At 57.0% G+C, this 21,337-nt stretch carries 23 protein-coding genes, 1 pseudogene and 1 riboswitch; of the genes and pseudogenes, 15 read left to right on the top strand and 9 right to left on the bottom strand.

Features of this window, described 5'->3' with window-relative positions; all coding sequences use genetic code 11:
* Positions 1-201 precede the first annotated feature (201 nt).
* Together dapF and mtaB are read left to right on the top strand one after the other, a co-directional pair.
* Entirely contained in the window at positions 202-1,044 is an 843-nt protein-coding gene (gene dapF, locus ACR0DG_RS15270; RefSeq protein ID WP_480698450.1) for a diaminopimelate epimerase, read from the top strand.
* On the top strand, positions 1,041-2,297 hold the full coding sequence (gene mtaB, locus ACR0DG_RS15265; RefSeq protein WP_480698452.1) for a tRNA (N(6)-L-threonylcarbamoyladenosine(37)-C(2))-methylthiotransferase MtaB: 1,257 nt from the start codon (positions 1,041-1,043) through the stop codon (positions 2,295-2,297). Before dapF ends, mtaB begins: the two co-directional genes overlap by 4 nt.
* A gap of 11 nt (positions 2,298-2,308) precedes the next feature.
* Here mtaB and ACR0DG_RS15260 read toward each other — a convergent pair whose 3' ends face one another.
* From ACR0DG_RS15260 to petA, 4 genes are all read right to left on the bottom strand, one after another.
* Complete coding sequence (locus tag ACR0DG_RS15260) at positions 2,309-2,722, bottom strand: nuclear transport factor 2 family protein (protein ID WP_480698454.1); 414 nt, start codon at positions 2,720-2,722, stop codon at positions 2,309-2,311.
* Positions 2,723-2,862: 140 nt separating this feature from the next.
* Complete coding sequence (locus tag ACR0DG_RS15255; RefSeq protein ID WP_480698456.1) at positions 2,863-3,648, bottom strand: cytochrome c1; 786 nt, start codon at positions 3,646-3,648, stop codon at positions 2,863-2,865.
* 17 nt (positions 3,649-3,665) lie between these two features.
* Complete coding sequence (gene petB, locus ACR0DG_RS15250) at positions 3,666-4,997, bottom strand: cytochrome b (RefSeq protein WP_480698458.1); 1,332 nt, start codon at positions 4,995-4,997, stop codon at positions 3,666-3,668.
* A gap of 11 nt (positions 4,998-5,008) precedes the next feature.
* Positions 5,009-5,593: a ubiquinol-cytochrome c reductase iron-sulfur subunit gene (gene petA / locus ACR0DG_RS15245; protein ID WP_480698460.1), complete on the bottom strand. Its 585-nt coding sequence runs from the start codon at positions 5,591-5,593 to the stop codon at positions 5,009-5,011.
* Positions 5,594-6,084: 491 nt separating this feature from the next.
* Between petA and ACR0DG_RS15240 the strand changes: the two genes are divergently transcribed.
* Positions 6,085-6,531 (top strand): c-type cytochrome, encoded by a 447-nt coding sequence (locus ACR0DG_RS15240; RefSeq protein WP_480698462.1) that lies wholly within the window; start codon positions 6,085-6,087, stop codon positions 6,529-6,531.
* 17 nt (positions 6,532-6,548) lie between these two features.
* Here the strand turns inward: ACR0DG_RS15240 and ACR0DG_RS15235 are convergent, their stop codons facing one another.
* Positions 6,549-7,163, bottom strand: coding sequence for an FMN-binding negative transcriptional regulator (locus ACR0DG_RS15235; RefSeq protein ID WP_480698464.1), 615 nt, complete (start codon positions 7,161-7,163; stop codon positions 6,549-6,551).
* A gap of 55 nt (positions 7,164-7,218) precedes the next feature.
* A riboswitch (FMN riboswitch) is annotated at positions 7,219-7,369 on the top strand.
* Positions 7,370-7,442: 73 nt separating this feature from the next.
* On the opposite strand from ACR0DG_RS15235, the gene ACR0DG_RS15230 reads away from it, so the two are divergent.
* The 5 genes from ACR0DG_RS15230 to cobO all read left to right on the top strand — a co-directional run bounded on the left by ACR0DG_RS15230 (position 7,443) and on the right by cobO (position 11,412).
* Positions 7,443-7,883 carry a 6,7-dimethyl-8-ribityllumazine synthase gene (locus ACR0DG_RS15230; protein ID WP_480698504.1) on the top strand — a complete coding sequence of 147 codons (441 nt, stop codon included), beginning with the start codon at positions 7,443-7,445 and terminating at the stop codon, positions 7,881-7,883.
* A gap of 145 nt (positions 7,884-8,028) precedes the next feature.
* Positions 8,029-9,129 (top strand): chorismate synthase, encoded by a 1,101-nt coding sequence (gene aroC / locus ACR0DG_RS15225; protein WP_480698466.1) that lies wholly within the window; start codon positions 8,029-8,031, stop codon positions 9,127-9,129.
* Positions 9,113-9,787 carry an HD domain-containing protein gene (locus tag ACR0DG_RS15220; RefSeq protein ID WP_480698468.1) on the top strand — a complete coding sequence of 225 codons (675 nt, stop codon included), beginning with the start codon at positions 9,113-9,115 and terminating at the stop codon, positions 9,785-9,787. The genes aroC and ACR0DG_RS15220 overlap by 17 nt, the downstream gene beginning before the upstream one ends.
* Positions 9,788-9,819: 32 nt before the next feature.
* Positions 9,820-10,755 carry a DMT family transporter gene (locus ACR0DG_RS15215; protein WP_480698470.1) on the top strand — a complete coding sequence of 312 codons (936 nt, stop codon included), beginning with the start codon at positions 9,820-9,822 and terminating at the stop codon, positions 10,753-10,755.
* Positions 10,756-10,812: 57 nt separating this feature from the next.
* On the top strand, positions 10,813-11,412 hold the full coding sequence (gene cobO, locus ACR0DG_RS15210; RefSeq protein ID WP_480698506.1) for a cob(I)yrinic acid a,c-diamide adenosyltransferase: 600 nt from the start codon (positions 10,813-10,815) through the stop codon (positions 11,410-11,412).
* A gap of 50 nt (positions 11,413-11,462) precedes the next feature.
* Here cobO and ACR0DG_RS15205 read toward each other — a convergent pair whose 3' ends face one another.
* The 4 genes from ACR0DG_RS15205 to ACR0DG_RS15190 form a co-directional block, all read right to left on the bottom strand.
* A complete protein-coding gene (locus ACR0DG_RS15205; protein WP_480698472.1) occupies positions 11,463-13,031 on the bottom strand; it encodes an alkaline phosphatase D family protein in 1,569 nt (522 codons plus the stop codon).
* Between the two features lie 134 nt (positions 13,032-13,165).
* The gene (locus ACR0DG_RS15200; protein WP_480698474.1) at positions 13,166-13,531 is read right to left on the bottom strand and encodes an SPW repeat domain-containing protein; all 366 of its coding nucleotides are present in this window, start codon (positions 13,529-13,531) and stop codon (positions 13,166-13,168) included.
* Positions 13,532-13,640: 109 nt separating this feature from the next.
* A complete protein-coding gene (locus ACR0DG_RS15195; protein WP_480698476.1) occupies positions 13,641-14,591 on the bottom strand; it encodes an AraC family transcriptional regulator in 951 nt (316 codons plus the stop codon).
* A 126-nt stretch (positions 14,592-14,717) separates the two neighbouring features.
* Positions 14,718-15,584, bottom strand: a complete 867-nt coding sequence (locus tag ACR0DG_RS15190) for a branched-chain amino acid aminotransferase (protein ID WP_480698478.1) — start codon at positions 15,582-15,584, stop codon at positions 14,718-14,720.
* Positions 15,585-15,744: 160 nt separating this feature from the next.
* Here ACR0DG_RS15190 and ACR0DG_RS15185 point away from each other — a divergent pair, with 160 nt between their 5' ends.
* The 7 genes and pseudogenes from ACR0DG_RS15185 to ACR0DG_RS15155 all read left to right on the top strand — a co-directional run.
* Positions 15,745-16,257 carry a MarR family winged helix-turn-helix transcriptional regulator gene (locus ACR0DG_RS15185; RefSeq protein WP_480698480.1) on the top strand — a complete coding sequence of 171 codons (513 nt, stop codon included), beginning with the start codon at positions 15,745-15,747 and terminating at the stop codon, positions 16,255-16,257.
* The gene (locus ACR0DG_RS15180; RefSeq protein ID WP_480698482.1) at positions 16,254-16,955 is read left to right on the top strand and encodes a response regulator; all 702 of its coding nucleotides are present in this window, start codon (positions 16,254-16,256) and stop codon (positions 16,953-16,955) included. The genes ACR0DG_RS15185 and ACR0DG_RS15180 overlap by 4 nt, the downstream gene beginning before the upstream one ends.
* Before the next feature lie 69 nt (positions 16,956-17,024).
* A complete protein-coding gene (locus ACR0DG_RS15175; protein WP_480698484.1) occupies positions 17,025-17,951 on the top strand; it encodes a histone deacetylase family protein in 927 nt (308 codons plus the stop codon).
* Positions 17,948-18,190 (top strand): exodeoxyribonuclease VII small subunit, encoded by a 243-nt coding sequence (locus ACR0DG_RS15170; RefSeq protein WP_480698486.1) that lies wholly within the window; start codon positions 17,948-17,950, stop codon positions 18,188-18,190. The genes ACR0DG_RS15175 and ACR0DG_RS15170 overlap by 4 nt, the downstream gene beginning before the upstream one ends.
* Positions 18,191-19,057 (top strand): polyprenyl synthetase family protein, encoded by an 867-nt coding sequence (locus ACR0DG_RS15165; protein ID WP_480698488.1) that lies wholly within the window; start codon positions 18,191-18,193, stop codon positions 19,055-19,057.
* Between the two features lie 14 nt (positions 19,058-19,071).
* Complete coding sequence (gene dxs / locus ACR0DG_RS15160) at positions 19,072-21,000, top strand: 1-deoxy-D-xylulose-5-phosphate synthase (protein WP_480698489.1); 1,929 nt, start codon at positions 19,072-19,074, stop codon at positions 20,998-21,000.
* A gap of 214 nt (positions 21,001-21,214) precedes the next feature.
* Positions 21,215-21,316, top strand: a pseudogene (locus tag ACR0DG_RS15155) (transposase); the annotation flags it as partial.
* Positions 21,317-21,337 lie beyond the last annotated feature (21 nt).

Genomic DNA, 21,337 nt, shown 5'->3' with positions numbered 1-21,337 from the left:
TTGGATCTGTGCGATCCGTGGCGCTCTCTAAGGCATTTCCCGTGCAGGGTTCAAGACCTTATTTGCGCTTCGTTCCGCTTGAATTTATTTGACTTCCAGCGTCCCGATAGGCGGCCTAATTAGGCAGGTGGCGCAGGGGGGTCAACCCCTTTTTTCATGAATCTTCGCGATAGGGTGGATTCATTCAAAGCACAGGGTTATATGCCCGCAATGCAACGAAGACTGAACACCGGTTTGCCCTTCATGAAGATGCACGGGCTGGGCAATGACTTTGTCATTGTGGATGCGCGCGCGCAATCTGTTGACGTGACACCTGCACTCGCAAAGGGAATTGGCCACAGACAGTTCGGCGTTGGTTTCGACCAGTTGGCCGTAATCGTAAATGGCACGTCAGATGCGCATCTGGTGTTTTACAATGCCGACGGGTCGACCTCGGCGGCGTGCGGGAACGCAACAAGGTGTATCGCCCGTTTTCTTATGGAAGAGAGCGGTAAATCAGATCTGACCCTGACGACAGAGCGTGGTACGCTTTACGCATGTGACCTGGGCGACGGGATGACGTCGGTCAACATGGGCCAGCCCCAGTTGTTTTGGAATGAAATTCCGCTGGCCGAAGACCTGGATACGCTTGAACTACCAATCGAAGGCGCTCCGACCGCAACTGGTATGGGGAATCCGCATTGTACGTTTTTCGTTGAAGACGCCGAGCTCATTCCCTTGGCCGAATTTGGTGCGCGTTATGAGCACCACCCGCTGTACCCGGAACGAACCAATGTACAGGTGGCCCATGTCATTGGGCCTGGTCACATCCGGATGCGGGTCTGGGAACGCGGCGTTGGCATTACTCTAGCGTCCGGGTCGTCCTCTTGCGCGACAGCCGTTGCTGCCGCTCGGCGCGGTTTGACAGGGCGCAAGGTACAGATTGAACTGGATGGGGGAACGATCTGGGTTGATTGGCGCGAAGACGGTGTCTGGATGACCGGTCCGACATGTCACGTATTCTCAGGTGTACTCACGCCGGAATTCCTGAGGACACTGGGATGAGCGCGCCAAAATTCACCACGCTTGGATGCCGCCTGAACGCTTATGAAACCGAAGCGATGAAAGAGTTGTCGCAAAACGCCGGCCTGACAAACGCCGTGGTGGTGAACACTTGCGCAGTGACGGCGGAAGCTGTGCGAAAGGCGCGGCAAGAAATCCGTAAACTGCGCCGTGAAAACCCTGATGCGCGCCTGATTGTGACCGGATGCGCCGCCCAGACCGAGCCCGACACTTTCGCGCAAATGGAAGAGGTGGATGCCGTTATCGGCAATACCGAAAAGATGCAGCCCGACACATGGAAGGGTATGGCGGCTGACTTCATTGGCGAAACTGAAGCCGTGCAGGTCGACGACATCATGTCCGTTACTGAAACGGCGGGTCATCTGATTGACGGATTTGGGACCCGGTCGCGGGCGTATGTTCAGGTGCAAAACGGGTGTGACCATCGCTGTACCTTTTGCATTATCCCTTACGGCCGTGGAAACTCGCGCAGCGTGCCTGCCGGTGTGGTCGTTGATCAGATCAAACGGCTTGTGGACCGGGGGTATAACGAGGTCGTTCTGACGGGCGTAGATCTGACCTCCTGGGGTGCGGATCTGCCAGCGCAGCCGAAACTGGGCGATCTGGTGATGCGAATCCTGAAACTGGTGCCGGATCTGCCGCGCCTACGGATCAGCTCGATCGATTCGATCGAGGTCGATGACAACCTGATGCAAGCAATTGCGACCGAGCCGCGTCTGATGCCGCACCTGCATCTGTCACTGCAACATGGCGACGACCTGATCCTGAAACGCATGAAGCGCCGCCACCTGCGCGACGACGCCATTCGGTTTACCGAAGAGGCCCGAAAACTGCGCCCTCAGATGACCTTTGGCGCCGACATCATCGCCGGTTTTCCAACCGAGTCCGAGGCGCATTTTGAAAACTCAATGAAGCTGGTGAAAGACTGCGACCTGACATGGCTGCATGTCTTCCCTTACTCCAAGCGCGAGGGCACGCCCGCCGCCCGCATCCCACAGCAGGTCAACGGAAACGTCATCAAAGAACGGGCGGCACGTCTGCGTGCCGCAGGGGCAGCGCAAGTTGACAAGCATCTGAGCGCGCAGGTCGGTGAAACCCATCAAATCCTGATGGAAAACGCCCATATGGGACGGACGGAGCAATTCACCGAAGTGACCTTTGGCGCTCCGCAGATCGAAGGTCAGATCGTAAAGGCCAAGGTTTCAGGTCGCACAGAGACGCAATTGAACGCGTGATCGGCGCAGGCTCAGGCCATAGCTGCTGACACAGCCGCGGTGTCGTAGAACTCCTCATATTCGCAGACCAATCCGTCCCGGAACCGGCAGATAATGACGATCGGCGTTTCTACCGTCTTTCCGCTACTCTTGTGTGTCCACGCGCATTCACCGATGCCGACGACACGATCATCTTGGGCGATCGTGTCTTTCAGGGTCCAATGTTGCATCGTGAAGGCGTTGGTTAGGTCCTCAAGATAGGCCTGCATTTCTGTGCGCCCGTCGCGCGCGCAGCTGAAATCCAGCCCGTACTGCCCACGACCCAGCGATCGCATACACAGATCTTCGGTCGTGTACTTTTCCCACATTTTAATGTCCGAGGCCTTGCATTCATTCCACTCTGCGAAGGCTTGCTGCATCCTTTTGACATTGCCCTGCGTGTCCATAATCCGTTCTCCTGAATGAAATTCGCTGAATATCGTCGGCCACCGAAAAAGGCGGCTGAGGAATTATAGCACCGAGCGACCACGCGAACAAAAAAGCCCGGCGCGATGCACCGGGCTTTACAAATTTCATTTAGTACCGATCAGACGGTCTTTTTGCCTTTTACACCAGCCCACAGGCGCTTGTTGACCAGATACAACAGCACCGACAGAACGGACAGGAACAGCACGCCGACAAAACCGGAATACTTCCGCTCCATCATTTTCGGCTCGGCCGTCCACATCAGGAAGGCTGCGATGTCTTCGGACATGGCTTCGACAGTGGCCGGATGGCCATCCGCGAATTCCACCTGATCCTCGGACAGCGGTGGCCCCATCGAGATCCAGCCTCCGGGGAAGGCTTTGTTCTCATACAGGATGGTTCCCGCTTCTTCCTTTTCCTCGCCGGTATAACCATCCATCAGCGAGGCGATGTATTCAGCGCCACCCATGCCTTTGAACAGTTGGTTGATCCCCAGACCGTACGGTCCGTGGAAACCAGCGCGGGCCTTCGCCATCAGGCTCAGGTCCGGTGCGCCAACACCGTTATTGGCCGGGAAGTGGTCAGTCGGGATGGCCGGGCGGAAATCGTCCAGCTCAGGATCGAACACTTCGAAGTTCTCTGCCGAGTAGGCGATAACCTCTTCCTCAGAATAGCCCAGCGCTTCGAGATCACGCAGAGGGACATATTGCAGACCGTGGCAAGCCGCGCATACCTCAGTGTAGATCTGAAGACCGCGCTGCAGCTGGTTTTTATCCCAGGTGCCGAAAGGCCCTTCGAAGGAAAAGCTAAAGTCCTCGATATGCTGGTCGCCGCCACCTGCTGCGAAGGACGCAGCAGGGGTAAGAGCGATGGCAAACGCGGCACCGATTGCAAGTTTCTTGAACATGTTTCCGGTCCCTCTTCTTACTCGGCCGGCGTGGCTTCGGCGTCAGCCTTGCCATAATGCGCGTTGAAGTCTTCTTCGATGGTTTCCGGCTGGGCATCGGGTTTTTCGATGACACCCAGGATCGGCAGGATCACGAAGAAATAGGCGAACCAGTAGGCCGAAGCGATCAGCGAGAAGGTCGCATAGGGCTCTTCAGCTGGCATCGCACCCAGCCACATCAGGGCAAAGAAGTCGACGATCAGCAGGTAGAACCACCATTTGAACATCGGGCGGTATTTACCCGAACGCACGCTGGATGTGTCCAACCAAGGTGCCAGCGCCATGGCCAGAATCGCGCCGAACATCGCCAGAACACCAAAGAACTTGGCGTCGATGATGCCGCCGGTGATGAAGCTGGCGAATTGCACAACCCAGACCTCGCCAGTGAAGGCACGCAGGATCGCGTAGAACGGCAGGAAGTACCATTCAGGCACGATGTGTGCCGGCGTGACCAGCGGGTTGGCTTCGATATAGTTATCGGGGTGGCCCAGATAGTTCGGCATGAAGCCTACAACCGCCCAGAACACGACCAGAATAACGGCCAGCGCGAACAGGTCCTTGATCACGAAGTAAGGCCAGAAGGGCAGTGTGTCTTTCTCGGCATCCGCCTTCGACGTGCGGCGAACCTCAACACCCGTGGGGTTGTTGTTGCCGGTGGTGTGGAACGCCCAGATATGCACGATCACCAGCGCCGCAATCACGAACGGCAGCAGGTAGTGCAGCGAGAAGAAGCGGTTCAGCGTGGCGTTGTCCACCGCGGGTCCGCCCAGCAGCCAGGTCTGGATGGCGTCACCAACAAAGGGGATCGCACCAAACAGGCCGGTGATCACGGTTGCACCCCAGAAGGACATCTGACCCCAAGGCAGAACGTAGCCCATAAAGGCGGTGCCCATCATCATCAGATAGATAAGCATCCCGATGATCCACGTGATCTCACGCGGGGCTTTGTACGAGCCATAGAACAGGCCGCGGAAGATGTGGATGTAGACCGCAACAAAGAACAGCGATGCGCCGTTCATGTGCAGGTAACGCAGCATATAGCCGCCATTCACGTTGCGCATAATGTGTTCGATGCTAGCAAAGGCCAGATCAACATGCGGGGTGTAGTGCATCACCAGAACGATACCGGTGACAATTTGCAGCGCCAGGCAGAACGCCAGAACGATGCCCCAGATCCACCACCAGTTCAGGTTCTTGGGGGTGGGGATCATGATGGTGTCGTAAATCAGGCCGACGATGGGCAGGCGGCTGTTCAGCCACTTCTCGCCGTTTGTCTTCGGCTCGTAATGATCGTGGGGAATTCCGGACATCTGGGTCTCCCTTAGCCGAGTTTGATGGTGCTGTTATCCACCCATTCAGCGGGCGGAACGGGCAGGTTTTCAGGCGCGGGGCCCTTTCGGATACGACCTGCAAGGTCATAGTGCGAGCCGTGGCAAGGGCAGAACCAGCCACCAAAATCACCGGCATCGCCTAGTGGAACGCAGCCCAGGTGCGTACAGACGCCCATCTGAACAATCCATGCGCCCGCCGCTTCGCCTTCTGGCGAGGGCATCACGCGGTTTTCGTCGGTTGCCGGCGCATCTGCGCTCAGGTTGAAGTTGCGGGCCAGCGGATCGGGCAGATCGCCAACGGCTTCTTCATCCTGTTGCTTGGCGTCCTGAATTTCGGCACCGGTACGGTGACGAACAAACACGGGCTTGCCCAACCATTTCACGGTCAGCTGCGTACCCGGCTCAACGCCGCTTACGTCCACACGGATCGAGGACAGCGCCTGAACGTCTGCCGATGGGTTCATTTGGTTGATCAGGGGCCATACGGCTGCACCCGTCGCAACGACACCTGCGCCGCCTGCGACGTAGTAGAGGAAATCTCTGCGGGTGCCTTCGTGGTCTTCTGCGTGGGACACGAGGTTTTCTCCGATTCCGGCGCCCGGAGGATACCGGGCAAACATGCATCAGCACCGCATCAAAGCGGCGTCTCATCGCGGCTATCTAGCCGGGAGAAATCGGTTCGTCCAGCGGTCATAGGCGCGCACTACGCCGCATCTGGGCATTCATGACACAACGAAAGCTGAAAAAAAGCCGTTTCAGCCGCGAACCTGCGGCTCAATGACCGTATTTGCGCGAATCGGTAAGCAACTGATTCGCAACACTCCGGGTCCTGTGCACTGTCAGCAGAACAGCCGCGCGTCGGGCCACGAAAACGCCGGAAAGCCACCTGAATTTGGCCGCGAATTTGCCGCAGGAATTTCAATCTTCACACGTTTTCGAGCCGCCTAAATTACATGTCTGAAATAGATATTCGCTGATGGCCCCGTTCGATCAGATTTCGATTGCACTTCCCCGACACGTGTTCTTACCCAGCGCCTATTCATTCCCCCTATGCACGAGAATAGCCATGTCAAAGATCACAGCCGCCGCCACAGTCTTCCTGCTCGCAACTTCAACAAACGCTCTGGCCGCAGGTGACCCGGTCAAAGGCGAGCAACTTTATAACCGCTGTTCATCGTGTCATGCGATCATCAAGGACGGTGAGGTTCTCGTCAAAGGTGGCATTACCGGGCCGAATCTGTACGGGGTCGTTGGCCGCGTTGCCGGTGTGGAAAACGACTATCGCTATGGCAGTGAGCGTTTGCCCATTGGCATGTTTACCGACGACATGATCCGCGCCGGCGAAGAAGGGTTGGTCTGGACCCAAGAAAACATCGTTGCCTATTCGCAGGATCCGATCGGGTTCATCCAAGAGTTCTTACAGGATGAAACGGCCCGTCCGAACATGAACATCAAGCTCAAGAAAGGTGCCGAAGACATCGCAGCCTACCTTGTCACATTCAGTGATCAATAAAATCGCAAGCCTTATGGTCACGCTTTTCGCATAAGCGTGGCCAGATGGGCGGTCTCACTGCCCAACCCTACCTGTTCAACCTGGTCCGCGGCAGCAAACCGCGCGGCATCAGGTTTGTTCTGATTCAGCTTCCACGTGCCTTCGATGTCACTGATATGCAGATGACAGGGCACGATCATCCGAAGAAACCGCGCCAGCACCTCATCGCTCATCTTTTCGATCATCCACGGCGGCTTTAGATGTAAACGCCCCTCAAAAAAGGCAGATTGCCGATCCAGCATGTCGCGCAATTCGTCCTGTGGACGCAGCTCGAGCCGCCCGGTCAGATGCACGGCCACGTAATTCCAAGTCGGTACCTGATCTTCGGTCTGATACCAGTCGGGCGAAATATAACCGTCCGCCCCGGATACAGCGATCCGGGCAGGCTGACCGCTTTCCAGTCGCCGAACGATCGGGTTTGACCGCACAAGATGCAATTCCGCTAGGCCCCCGTCTTCGTGCAGCAAGAACGGAACATGGCTAAGAAGGGGCGCGTCCTCGGTCGACAAGGCCAGCACACCAAAGGCCCGCTCGCGGGCAAAGGCGATATGTCGATCCCGCGACTCGGCACGGAAGGCGGGGTTGGGGTGCATGATAGTCCTCCTGCCAATTTCTCTTGCAGAACGAGCCGGTCCTTGGCAAGTTCCGCGTCGTTCTCAGGGCGGGGCGGAATTCCCCACCGGCGGTATGCGGACAACGATCCGTAAGCCCGCGAGCGGCCCCGGCCCAACCGGGGTGACAAGCAGATCTGGTGAGAAGCCAGAGCCGACGGTTACAGTCCGGATGAAAGAGAACGTGCAGCGTGCCGGTAATACGGCGCGCCTGCCCGTGATCGCCTTGGGTGAAGTGTCTGTTTTGCTAAGGAGATCATGATGACACACACCCGCTATGCTTTCGTCAAAGCCAATTGGCATTCCGATATCGTCGACCGCGCGCTGGACGGGTTCCAACAGCTCATCCCAGCCGACCAGATCGATGTCTACGATGTACCCGGCGCATTCGAAATGCCCCTGCTAGCCCGTGACCTCGCGCAGACCGGGCGCTATGCGGCCGTCGCCTGCGCCGCCTTTGTGGTCGATGGTGGCATTTACCGTCACGATTTCGTAGCCCAGGCGGTGGTCGATGGCCTGATGCGCGCCGGGATGGACACAGGCGTGCCCGTCCTGTCGGTCTCGCTGACCCCGCACCAGTATCAGGAAACCGACCATCACAACGCGATCTACCGCGCCCATTTCGTCGAAAAAGGCCGCGAGGCCGCGCAAGCTGCGTTGAAAGTCACCGAAACTCGCCAATCCCTGAAGATCGGGACTTGATCCGCCCTTCATCTGGCCAGAAATATCCCGGGGGTGAATTGAGCCGTAGGCTCAAGAGGGGGCTGGCCCCCTCCCCGCCTTACCGAAATCCGCTTGAGGCCGCGGGCCTTGCCCGCTAATCACGACCCTCAAAGGAGCATGCCCCATGTCGATGAACAGCTTTGGACACCTTTTCCGCGTCACCACCTGGGGTGAAAGCCACGGACCCGCATTGGGCGCCACTGTTGACGGCTGCCCGCCGGGCGTCTCGATCGACGAGGGCATGATCCAGCACTGGCTGGACAAGCGTAAACCGGGCCAGAACAAGTTCACAACGCAAAGGCGTGAGCCTGATCAGGTGAAAATCCTCTCTGGCGTGTTCGAGGGTCAAACGACCGGCACGCCCGTTCAGTTGATGATTGAGAACACGGATCAACGCTCGAAAGACTACGGCGACATCATGGACAAGTTCCGTCCGGGTCACGCCGATATCACCTACTGGCAAAAATACGGTATTCGCGACTATCGCGGTGGCGGGCGCAGTTCTGCCCGCGAAACTGCATCGCGTGTGGCAGCTGGTGGGCTGGCGCGTGAAGCGATCAAACAGATAGCGCCAAACTTACAAATCACCGGCTACATGACCCAGATCGGCCCACAAAAGATAGATCGCGCCAATTTCGACTGGTCACAGATCGAACAAAACCCGTTCTGGACCCCTGACGCCCAAGCCGCCGAGGACTGGGCCGCCTATCTGGACGATCTACGCAAATCCGGCAACTCGGTCGGTGCCGTGGTCGAGGTCGTTGCGCGCGGTGTGCCAGCCGGACTGGGCGCGCCGATTTATGCCAAGTTAGACACTGATCTGGCTGCAGCGATGATGTCGATCAACGCGGTCAAAGGCGTTGAGATCGGCGAAGGCATGGCCGCCGCTGAACTGACCGGCGAGGCGAATGCCGATGAGATCTTCATGGGTCAGAACGGCCCGCAATATAGCAGTAACCATTCTGGTGGCATTCTGGGTGGAATCTCTACCGGGCAGGATATCGTGGTGCGCTTTGCGGTGAAACCGACCTCGTCGATCCTGACAACGCGCAAAACCATTACCAAATCCGGTGAAGAGACAGAGATCATCACCAAAGGACGTCACGACCCTTGCGTGGGTATCCGCGCGGTTCCCGTGGGCGAGGCGATGATGGCTTGCGTGCTTCTGGATCACCTGCTGCTGCATCGCGGTCAGATTGGCGAAAATCGTGGACGGATCGGCTGACCTGCGGGCGCGCCTGCGCGGTGTTGTCCTCCAACGGATGGAGACGGACCCGGCGCATGATCTGGCGCATCTGGATCGTGTCTGGGTAAATGCACAAGCTATTGCAGATGCTGCGACCGACCTACGCGTTCTGCTGGCGGCCAGTTACCTACATGATCTGGTCAACCTTCCCAAAAACGACCCGAACCGGCATCTGGCCTCTCGCCAATCCGCTCTGGAATCAGAGCCTATTCTGCGGTTTTTCGGCTATTCCAAGACCGAGATTGCCGCCATTCAGCATGCGATCGCAGCACATAGTTTTTCGGCAAATATCGCACCAGAGACCGCTGAGGCATGTATTTTGCGGGACGCCGATCGGCTGGATGCGTTGGGGGCTATTGGGATTGCGCGCAATTTCTCGGTTTCCGGTGCCTTGGGCCGGGCGCTTTATGATCCGGCGGATCCATTCGCCCGAGATCGGACGCTGGATGATCTGCACTTCTCGCTGGATCATTGGAAGGTCAAACTATTGCACCTGCCCCAGGACATGTTGACCGCACGTGGCAAAACTCTGGCTCAGGAACGCGTGACCCGCATGGTTCGTTTCCTGAACGAGTTTGCCGATGAAATAAACGAAGCTTTGCCGGCAGAATGGTTAAATCTGAATTCCTCGCATTGATCTGACCCGGCAAAAAGCGCAGGTTCGCGCCAATGACAAAGCCGTTAACATCGCAAAAGCCAGTATTGGCCGTATCGCTGAAGCTCAGCGCGTTGGTCCTGTTCACGGTGATGCAGGCCATCGTAAAGGCGCTGTCGGAGGATTTCCCTCCCGGAGAAATGGTTTTCTTCCGGTCACTTTTTGCCGTGCCCGTGATCATCGCCTGGCTCAGCTGGCGAGGCGAGCTGTCCAAAGGCCTCGTCGTTAAGAAGCCGATGGGTCACTTCTGGCGTGGCGTCTTAGGGACAAGTGCGATGGGCCTGACGTTCACCGGCCTTAGCCTGCTACCGTTGCCCGAAGTGACGGCCATCGGCTACGCAACGCCGATTTTCACCCTGATTCTGGCGGCTGTCATGTTGGGTGAGCGTATCCGCATGATCCGGATCGGAGCCGTCGCGCTGGGGCTATTGGGTGTTCTCATCATGATCTGGCCCAGACTTGGCGGAAACAACATGGACACCGCTGCCACCGTCGGCGCTTTGTGCGTGCTAGCGGCGACCATTGCCAGGGGGTTTGTTCAAATCCACATCAGACAGTTGGTTCAGGTCGACCATCCTGCGGCTGTGGTCTTTTACTTTTCCATCACGGCAACGCTGTTGTCTTCCCTGACGGTGTTCTGGGGTTGGACCATGCCAACGTTAGAACAGGCTCTAATATTAGTTATTACAGGCCTCATCGGCGGGGTCGCGCAGATTCTGGTGACGACGTCTTACAAGTTCGGACAGGCGTCGATGCTGGCACCTTATGACTACACAACGATGCTGTTTGCGGTCGTCATTGGATATGTCTGGTTTGACGAGCTACCCACTGCCGTGATGTTGGGTGGTGCCGCGCTGGTGATTGCGGGCAACGTGGTCGTCATCCTTCGCGAACGTCAGTTGGGGTTGGAACGTGGCAAAGCCCGTTCTGCGACGGACCCCAAAGCGTGATCTTTACCTTTGGCGAACTTCACCTAGGTTGGACGCAACATCATGAAAGGTTCCGCAATGAGCGACGCACAAGACCACAAGGAAAAAATGCAAAAGGTGCAGGCCAAGCACCGTAAGAAAGTGTCTGAGGCCGTCGATCCTGATCGTGGCCTGGTTCTGGTTAATACCGGCAAAGGCAAAGGCAAATCTTCGGCTGCGTTCGGTGTGGTGATCCGTGCGTTGGGCTGGGGGCAAAAAGTCGCTGTGGTTCAGTTCATCAAAGGTAAGTGGAAAACAGGAGAGCGCCGTTTCTTCGAAGAACGGGAGCTGGTGACGTGGCACACCATGGGCGAAGGGTTTACCTGGGACACACAGGACCGCGAACGGGATATCGCCGCGGCAAACGCAGCTTTTGACAAGGCGCGCGCTTTGATGAACAGCGGAGAATATGATCTTGTCGTCTTGGACGAGATAAATATCGCGCTGCGCTATGAATATTTGACGGTTGATCAGGTGATCGACGGGCTGAACGCACGGTCAGACAAGACAAGCGTGTTCCTGACAGGACGTGACGCACCACAAGCCCTGCGTGACTACGCCGATCTTGTCACCGAGATGACCGAAGAGAAACACCCGTTTCAAGCCGGTATCAAAGCGCAGCGCGGCGTAGATTTCTAATTCCAGAAAGATTGCGCCCCGGAAAACTCACCGGGGCGCGGATCTTTGCGTCAGATTGCCCGCGACTTGGGTTCCAGCGTGATTGACCACAGTTCTGTGTCTGCCCGGTCCATAAGACGAACCGTCATCTGCTCGGTCGCGCCATCGATATCAACCAAACCAAAGAACTGAAGCCCTGCACTTGGTGGTAGGTTTGCGCCTTGCTCGGCGGTTGGGGCTTTGACGAATTTCACTTCGGGACCAAACGTGCCATCCAGCGCATTCGGGCCAAATGTCCCGGCATGCAACGGCCCTGACACAAATTCCCAGAAAGGTTCGAATTCCTGAAATTGCGCTTTGTTAGGGTCGTAATAGTGCGCGGCGGTGTAATGAACATCAGCGGTGAACCAGACCGTGTTGGTAATCTGCGCGGTCTTGATAAACTGCAAGAGGTCGGCGATCTCCAACTCTCGTCCCTTTGCAGATCCGTTGTCACCATTCGAAATCGCCTCGGCCCCGGCCTGGTCTTTCCAACGGTCCCAGACAATCAAGCCAATTGGCATATCTGACGCAATGACTTTCCAGGTTGCTTCAGAAGATGCCAGTTCACGCTTGAGCCAGGCCAACTGCTCAGCCCCCAGAATGCGCGATTTATCTGTGATTTCATCTTCCATCGAAGCGCCGTTCGGGCCGCGATAGCTGCGCAGATCCAGGAAAAATACGTCCAGCATCGGCCCGTAGGAAATCTTACGATAAACACGCCCCGGTTCTGTCGGGGTAAAGCGCAATGGTGTCATTTCGTGGAACGCACGCCCAGCGCGTGATTGCAGAACGTGCACCGATTTTTCGGTATACCTGTCATCCGAGATCAGGTCTTTGGCATCTGACCAGTTGTTGACGACCTCATGATCGTCCCATTGGAAAAAGGTGGGACACACGGCATTCATGGCGCGCACGTGGTCGTCCATCATGTTGTATTTCCACTGCGCGCGAAATTCGTCCAGCGTTTCTGCCACCTTGCGTTTTTCGTCGATCAGGGTGGTGTTTTTCCAGATCAGCTGGCCATCTTTCTCGACTTCATCCCGCATGGGACCATCGGCATAGACTGTGTCGCCCGAATGGATAAAAAAGTCCGGTTTGTGCTGGGCCATCGTTGCGTAAGTGCGCATCCCCTCGTCGTCAATTCCCCAACCCTGACCTGCTGTATCGCCCGACCATGCGAACCGAATATTCCTGCGGGATGTTGGTGCTGTACGGAATTGGCCAATAATAGGCTCTGATTTGACGTTAATGTCACTCAGATCGGATGCGACAAAACGGTAGAAGATATCCTGATCCGAGGGCAGTCCATCAACCAACCGCTTCACAGCGAAATCACTGTTGGGCAGCGCATCCAAAGAAGCCAACTGACGGGCATCTGCGAAACTCTCCGTGGTCGAAACTTCCATCGTCACACGCGCTGGACGATCAGTGCGGGTCCAGATCATACCGGATGATGTATCGACATCTCCTGATTGAACGCCATGCGTGAAAATTGGGCGTGACGACGCGCGGCTGATGGCTGGCATCGACAAGGACGCGGCAAATGCAGTGCTGCCTGCCAGAAAGGCGCGGCGGTTGGGGCGTAAAACTCGGTTCATCGGGCTCTCCTGTCTGGTGGTCGACTCGTCGACCACGCGATTGGTGAGCGTCACTAAGCCGCCCATTTGTAAAACAGGCGGCTCAGATTCTTGAAACTATCACGATGATATTGTGACAGACGGTGCTTTGATGCTCAAGCAGTGGCCGCCTGTTCCGGCGCACTCAGCGCGATCACAACCACCACTGCCGCCCCGTTCAGCCAGTAAAATGCGGCATCCAGACCAGTGAAACCCAATAGGCTGGGCGCGGCCAGAAAGGTCAGGCCAACCATCAGATCGACGGTCAGGTGAAACTTGTAGGGCAGCACCCGCCAAATTCCCAGATGATGATCGGTCAATACGGTCAGAACAAAAGCTGCGACCCCGGTGACAACAGACAGCCACAAGGCCAGCGGGTTTGATTGCCCAAGACCCAGCAAGAAGGGCAGCGTCATCAGGGCGAAGGCGACAGGATAGTCGAGATAGGCGTGGATATTTCGGGTGACGAAACGGACAGACATTGGGGGTTCCTTTTCTAGCTTGGGATATCCTTAAGCTAGGAGACAGAGCCCGAACGTATCAGCCCGGATCGTCCGGAAAGATTTGCAGATCGTCCGGAACTGCGGCGTATCAGTGCATTGCCCGATACGCGGCCGGAGATAGCCCAACCTGTTTCTTGAATACGCGCGAAAACGCGGCCTCGGATGCATATCCCACTTCGGCAGCGGCGTCCGCCACGTTCCATCGGCTTTCCGTCAGGCCGTGACAGGCGATTTGCATGCGCCAATCCGTCAGGTATTGCATCGGGGTCGTTCCCATCTTTTCGGTAAAAAGCTGGGCAAAGGCGGTACGGGACATACCCGCTTCGCGCGCCAGAGATTCCACGCTCCAGTCCTGTGCCGGTGCCTGATGAAACGCGGTCAGCGCGCGTGACACGCGCGGATCAGCGAAGCCTGCCAAGGCAGATTGACTAGGGCTTTGATGTTCCAGATGCGCGCGAATAGCCTGCGCAAAAAGAACTTCGGACAGTTTCAAGGCAATCAGATCGCCGCCAATGCGTGCGCCACTGACCTCAGACCCGATCATGCGTAACGTGGATTCAATCCATGCGCCGGCTTCTTCGCCGTAATTCTCAATCAAAATGTAGGGCGGCAAACGGTCAATCAGCATATGACCCGTCCCTTTGCGGCCCGGCGGGCCCGTGAAGGAAAAATGACCGCAGATCAATTGTGTATCTCGGCTTTTGTCCTCTCCGCCATAAACCAGAACGCCATCGCCCTTGTATCCGGCATCCTGTAACACCTGCTCTAACGGCAACGCATCCAGCGGCTTGACCTCGTTGCACAACAGCGCATGCGCAGAGCCGTGGGGTATCAGGATAAGATCGCCCTGCTTCAAACGAAGCGTCTCGCCCGTATGCGAGACATGCACTTTCAATTCACCACGTTGCACAAAGTGGAAACGGGCCACGTTTTCAAACGCGGGCACCTGTATGCCAAAGGGCGGCGTAAACGATGTACGAAAGTAAAACGTCCCGCGCAGGGACAGGCGGGTCAGGATATCACTGAGAAGGTCTAACATAGCAGTAAACTATGTCATTGTGCGCGTACGTCCAGCCAGTTGAACGATCTGCAATAAATTCTGCACGAACGGCAAAGAAAAACCCTCGCCACAGGGCGAGGGTTGAACATCCGACCTAGCCGATTGTCAGGCGCGCACCAGCGCCTCGTAATCCGCCGCAATCTCGCGGGTCAGGTCGCCGACCTCGAAGGTGTAGTCGCCAATTTGCCCGACCGGAGTGACCTCGGCCGCAGTGCCCGTCAGCCAGCATTGCTCAAAGTCAGCCATTTCTTCGGGTTTGATGCGGCGCTCATGAACAGTGATGCCCTTGTCTTTCAACATCTGGATCACCGTCTGGCGCGTGATACCGTTCAGAAAGCAATCCGCCAGCGGGGTATGCACCTCGCCATCCTTGACAAAGAAGACGTTCGCGCCGGTCGCCTCGGCCACGTATCCATTGTAATCCATGAATAGGGCGTCTGAGCATCCCTTGGCCTCGGCCTTGTGCTTGGAAATGGTACAGATCATGTAAAGACCCGCCGCCTTGGCGTGCACCGGGATCGTTTCCGGGCTGGGGCGCTTCCATTCCGCGATATCCAACTTGGCGCCCTGCATCTTGGCATCGCCGTAATAGGCACCCCACGGCCAGACCGCCACGGCCATACGGACCGGGTTTTTGGCCGAAGCCACGCCCATGTCATCACCCGAGCCGCGCCAGACCAAAACACGCACGTAAGCATCCTGCAGACCACTGGCCTTCAGAGTTTCTTCTTTGGCCGCTTCGATCTCGTCCACGGAATACGGCATTGGCATATCCAGCGCATCAGCCGAAGCGATCAGACGCTCGGAATGCTCGCGGCTTTTGAAGATTTTGCCGCCATAAGCGCGCTCACCCTCAAAGACCGAAGACGCATAGTGCATCGCATGAGTCAGGATGTGCACATTGGCATCCCGCCATGGCACCAGCTTGCCATCCAACCAGATGACGCCGTCACGATCATCATACCCCGCCATGCGAACCCTCCTGACTTGGGCTAAGTTTTTCGAATGTTGCGTAATTTAAATCCGAACCGGACATAAAGTTGCGCGAAAACTGCGATTCGATACCTGTCCGCTCTTGGAATGTCAATAACGCTGACATAAAGTCGATCAGGTGTAACGAATGAGGCGTGATATGTCGGATACCCGCCCCGCCCAGGTGTTTGGCGGTGAGAGCCTGCTGTTTCTGACGGACGAACAGCTCAGGCAAGGGATTGAGGCGATGTTTTTCGCCTATCGCGGTTTTACCGCAGACCCCGATCGCATCCTGTCAGAGCTTGCCTATGGACGTGCGCACCACAGGGCGATCCATTTCATCAACCGCGCGCCCGGTACAACGGTCAACAACCTGCTTGCTATTCTCGGGGTCACAAAACAGTCGCTGAACCGCGTGTTGCGCACGTTGATCGAGGATGGCCTTGTCGAAAGTCGGGTGGGTACTGTGGACAAACGGGAAAGACACCTATTTTTGACGGGTGAGGGGAAGGCACTTGAAGGTAGACTGTCTGAAGCCCAGCGCGTCAGAATGCGCGCGGCCTATAAGGATGCAGGCCCCGAGGCTGTATCGGGGTTTCGTAAAGTGCTTGAAGCGATGATGGATGCTGATATGCGTCATGCCTATACTAAACTGCGGGATACCACCTCATGAGCGATATGGACGCCCATCTGCTGATCGTTGACGATGACGAGCGAATTCGGGATCTGCTCAAGAAATTCCTGATGCGGAATGGCTTTCTGGTGACAGCCGCCAGGGATGCCGCTCATGCGCGCCGGGTTTTGTCGGGGCTGGATTTCGACATGATCGTTTTGGACGTCATGATGCCCGGCGAGGATGGTGTAAGCCTGACAAAGGCGCTGCGCGAAACACATGCAACACCCATTCTTCTGCTGACCGCCCGCGGCGAAACCGAACATCGGATCGCGGGGTTAGAGGCAGGCGCAGACGACTATCTGGCCAAACCGTTTGAGCCGAAAGAGTTGTTACTACGCATCAACGCAATCCTGCGTCGCATGCCGGAAACACCTGCGCAGGAAACGGTGTCGAAAATCCTGAACCTCGGGCCCATTCGATATGACGTCGAAAAAGGCGAGATGTGGCAGGGCGAAGACCCTGTTCGGTTGACGGCGACGGAAAGCCAGTTGATGAAAATCTTTTCGGCTCAGCCGGGTGAACCGATCAGCCGCGCCAAACTGGTTGAGGATCTGGGGCGCGACAAAGGTCAGGCGCAGGAACGTGCAGTCGACGTTCAGATCACGCGTCTGCGACGTAAGATCGAGCAGGATCCGAAACAGCCACGGTATCTTCAGACCGTTCGAGGCGCCGGTTATATGCTCGCGCCCGATTGATCTAGCCGCTACGCGGCGATTTTATGCCTTCGGCGAGGATATTTTTAGCCAGATGAACAGGGGACCCCGATGAAGACCGCCCTTTTGACTCATGCCGATTGTCTTGAACATGTGACACCGGACGGGCATCCCGAGCGTGTAGCACGGTTGGAACACATCCTGCATGCTTTGGAAGATCTGGACCTGAACCGCAAGACGGCTCCGATGGCGGCGGATGATGACCTGCTGCGTATCCATCCCCAAAGTCATATTGACGATCTTCGTCGCGCGCGGCCAACGGAAGGGTATCGTCAGATCGACGGAGATACGTTTTTGTCACCGGGGTCAATCGATGCTGCCTATCGCGCAGCCGGTGCAGCCGTAAAAGCGGTGGATTTGGTGTTGAACGGTGACGTACAAAACGCGTTTTGTGCGATCCGCCCGCCAGGACATCATGCAGAAACAGATACAGCCATGGGGTTTTGCCTGTTTGGCAATGCGGCTTTGGCTGCGAAACACGCGCTGGATCATCATGGCCTGAGCCGGGTGGCAGTGGTGGATTTTGATGTGCACCACGGCAACGGCACGCAGGATTTGCTGTGGGACGAGCCGCGCGCCTTGGTGATCACCAGCCAACAGATGCCGCTATGGCCGGGATCGGGACGCGCGGATGAGACCGGAGCATTTGATACCGTTCTGAATATACCCCTGGCCCCTGGAACCGGCGGGGCCGAAATGCGCACAGCCTACGAAGCGCAGGCTTTTCCCCGTCTTCGTGCCTTCAACCCCGAACTCATTATTATCTCGGCCGGGTTTGATGCGCATCAGGACGACCCGCTGGCCAATCTGAACTGGTCGACAGGCGATTTTGCGTGGATCACCTCCCAGCTTTGTCAGATCGCGGATGAGGTCTGCGCGGGCCGTATCGTCTCGACTCTGGAAGGCGGGTATGATCTGAAAGCCTTGGCCAACGCCACCCGCGCCCATGTGGAAGAACTTATGAAAGCAGCCCGATGACCGAAACACCCGTTGATCAGATGACATTTGAACAGGCGATGGAAGAGCTGGAAGCCGTTGTTGGACAGCTTGAACGCGGCGACGTTGCTTTGGATCAGTCTATCGCGCTGTATGAGCGGGGCGCGGCCCTGAAAAAGCGCTGCGAGGATGAATTGAAACGGGCCGAGGAAAAGGTTGCGGCGATCACTTTGGATGCGGATGGCCAACCGACCGGGACGACACCTGTCGAAGGGCTGTAAATGTTTCTGGACGTATTGGCGCAGGATGCAGCTTGGATTCAGCGCCATTTCGATAAGGTTCTGGGCACTTTCGACGAAATGAACGTGACTCGGGCCATGGGCTACGCGACAAAGGGTGGCAAGCGCCTGCGTGGGTTTCTTGTGATGGAAAGCGCCCGCTTGCATGGCATCGACCCACACTGCGCGATTTGGCCAGCAACGGGGATTGAGGCCCTGCACGCCTATTCGCTTGTTCACGATGATTTGCCCTGCATGGATGATGATGACCTGCGCCGGGGTCGTCCCACAGTGCATGTGAAGTGGAATGAGGGTACCGCAGTTCTGGCCGGGGATGCCCTGCAGACTCTGGCGTTTGAAATGTGTGCCCGGCCCGAAGTTGGCGATGCGGAAACACGCGCGGAATTGGCCCTAACACTGGCAAAAGCCAGTGGTGCGCAAGGAATGGTTCTGGGTCAGGCACTGGACATCGCGGCGGAAACGGCGGCGGCGCCGTTGACGTTGGATGAAATTACACGGTTACAAGCCGGAAAAACCGGTGCCCTGATTGAATGGTCCGCTGTCGCTGGTGCGATCATGGCTAAGGCCGATCAGGCACCCCTGCGCCGTTATGCCCAAGCCTTGGGTCTTGCCTTTCAGATCGCCGACGACATCTTGGATATTGAGGGCGATGCCGAAAAGGCGGGAAAGCGTCTGCAAAAGGACGCCGAAGCAGGTAAAGCGACCTTTGTCTCACTGCTTGGGCTGGAGCACGCCAAAAGCCGTGCTGCGGAACTGGTAGACCAGGCTTGCGATGCGCTCGACGGTTACGGCCCTGATGCGGAAACCTTGAAGGACGCCGCGCGCTTCGTTATTGCCCGGGACAGCTAAGTCAGGAAAGACCCATGTCTGATCGCCCCAAAACGCCTCTGCTGGATCTTGTGAACCGCCCTGCGGACCTCAAGCAGTTTTCGGATGCGCAACTTCGGCAGATTGCGGATGAATTGCGGGCTGAAACAATTTCGGCTGTGTCGGTTACAGGCGGTCATTTGGGCGCAGGACTTGGCGTGGTCGAACTGACCACGGCCCTGCACGCGGTTTTTGACACTCCGCGTGACAAGATCATCTGGGATGTGGGCCATCAGTGTTACCCCCACAAGATTCTGACCGAACGGCGCGACCGTATTCGCACCCTGCGTCAGAAAGGTGGTCTAAGCGGTTTTACCAAGCGCAGCGAAAGCCCGTATGACCCCTTTGGTGCCGCGCATTCCAGCACGTCGATCAGTGCGGCGCTCGGGTTCTCGGTTGCGCGTGATCTGGGTGGTGTAACGCCCGAAGGCCTGGGTGACGCAATCGCGGTGATCGGTGACGGTTCGATGTCCGCAGGCATGGCCTTTGAGGCGATGAACAACGCCGGCCACCTGAAAAAGCGCCTTGTTGTGATCCTCAACGACAATGAGATGAGCATCGCACCACCCGTCGGGGCCTTATCGAGCTATTTGTCCCGGATCTATACCGAAGAACCGTTCCATGACCTGAAAGCCGCCGCAAAAGGCGCTGTGTCATTGCTGCCCGAACCCTTCCGCGAAGGGGCCAAACGCGCCAAAGAAATGCTCAAGGGTATGGCAATGGGTGGAACCTTCTTTGAAGAGCTGGGTTTCTCTTACATTGGTCCGATCGACGGCCACGATATGGATCAGCTGCTACCGGTGCTTCGTACGGTCAGGGCAAAGGCGACAGGTCCAATTCTGATCCACGTGCTGACGAAAAAGGGCAAGGGCTATGCCCCGGCCGAGCAGGCCCGCGACAAGGGGCATGCGACGGCGAAGTTCGACGTGGTGACGGGCAAACAGCAAAAGGCGCCGTCTAACGCGCCGTCTTACACCTCGGTTTTCGGCAAGACACTGGTTGAGGAAGCAGGCCGCGACGACAAGATCGTTGCTGTAACCGCGGCCATGCCTGATGGCACCGGCTTAAACCTGTTTGCTGAACGCTACCCCTCGCGCTGTTTCGACGTGGCAATTGCGGAACAACACGGCGTCACCTTTGCCGCGGCCCTGGCCGCTGGGGGGATGAAGCCGTTTTGCGCGATGTATTCAACGTTTCTGCAACGTGGTTACGATCAGGTCGTGCATGATGTGGCGATTCAGCGCCTGCCCGTGCGTTTTGCCATCGATCGCGCCGGTCTGGTGGGTGCGGATGGCGCAACCCATGCGGGATCCTTTGACATTGCCTATTTGTCAAATCTGCCGGGAATGGTTGTGATGGCTGCGGCTGACGAGGCAGAGCTGATGCACATGGTTGCCACCGCGGCCGCCCATAACGACGGTCCTATCGCCTTTCGCTACCCGCGCGGCGAAGGTGTCGGGATAGACCTGCCCGAACGGGGTGAAATTCTGGAAATCGGCAAGGGCCGTATTATCCAAAGAGGCGCGCGCGTTGCCCTTTTGTCTTTTGGTACGCGATTGTCCGAAGTCCAGAAAGCAGCCGAGGCTCTGGCTGCTCGTGGGATCACGCCAACCATCGCCGACGCGCGGTTTGCCAAACCGCTGGACCGCGATCTTGTTTTGGATCTTGCGACCAATCACGAGGCCCTGATCACCATAGAAGAGGGGGCAATCGGCGGCTTTGGCAGCCATGTCGCCCAACTCTTGGCGGAAGAAGGTGTTTTCGACCAAGGACTGAAATACCGCTCGATGGTGCTTCCGGATATCTTCATCGACCAGGCCAACCCCGCAGACATGTACGCTACAGCCGGAATGAACTCTGAGCATATCGAGGCCAAGGTATTGTCGGTTCTTGGGGTCACCACTATTGGTGAAAAACGCGCGTGATCGCGTGATAATTCTGCCAAAAACGATCAAACTGGTGCGTCAAGAGGGACTCGACCCCCGACCTTGTCCTTACCAAGGACCTGCTCTACCAGCTAGGCTACAGCGGCGTATTGGACCCTACTTTGGCCCTAATAATTCTACTCCCATTGACCTGCCCCCGAAACTTCGCTCGTTGTGATGTAGAGTTTGCTCAATCTTTTGAAGGAGCAAACGAATGCGAAAGAGCCGTTTCATGGAAGCCCAGATCATTGGGATGATCAAAGAACAGGAAGCCGGGATGCCGACTGCGGAGGTGTGCCGCAAGCACGGTCTCAGCTAGGGCACGTTCTACAAATAC

The organism is Ruegeria sp. BG8, from assembly GCF_056538325.1.
This window is presented reverse-complemented; position numbering and strand designations above follow the sequence as displayed.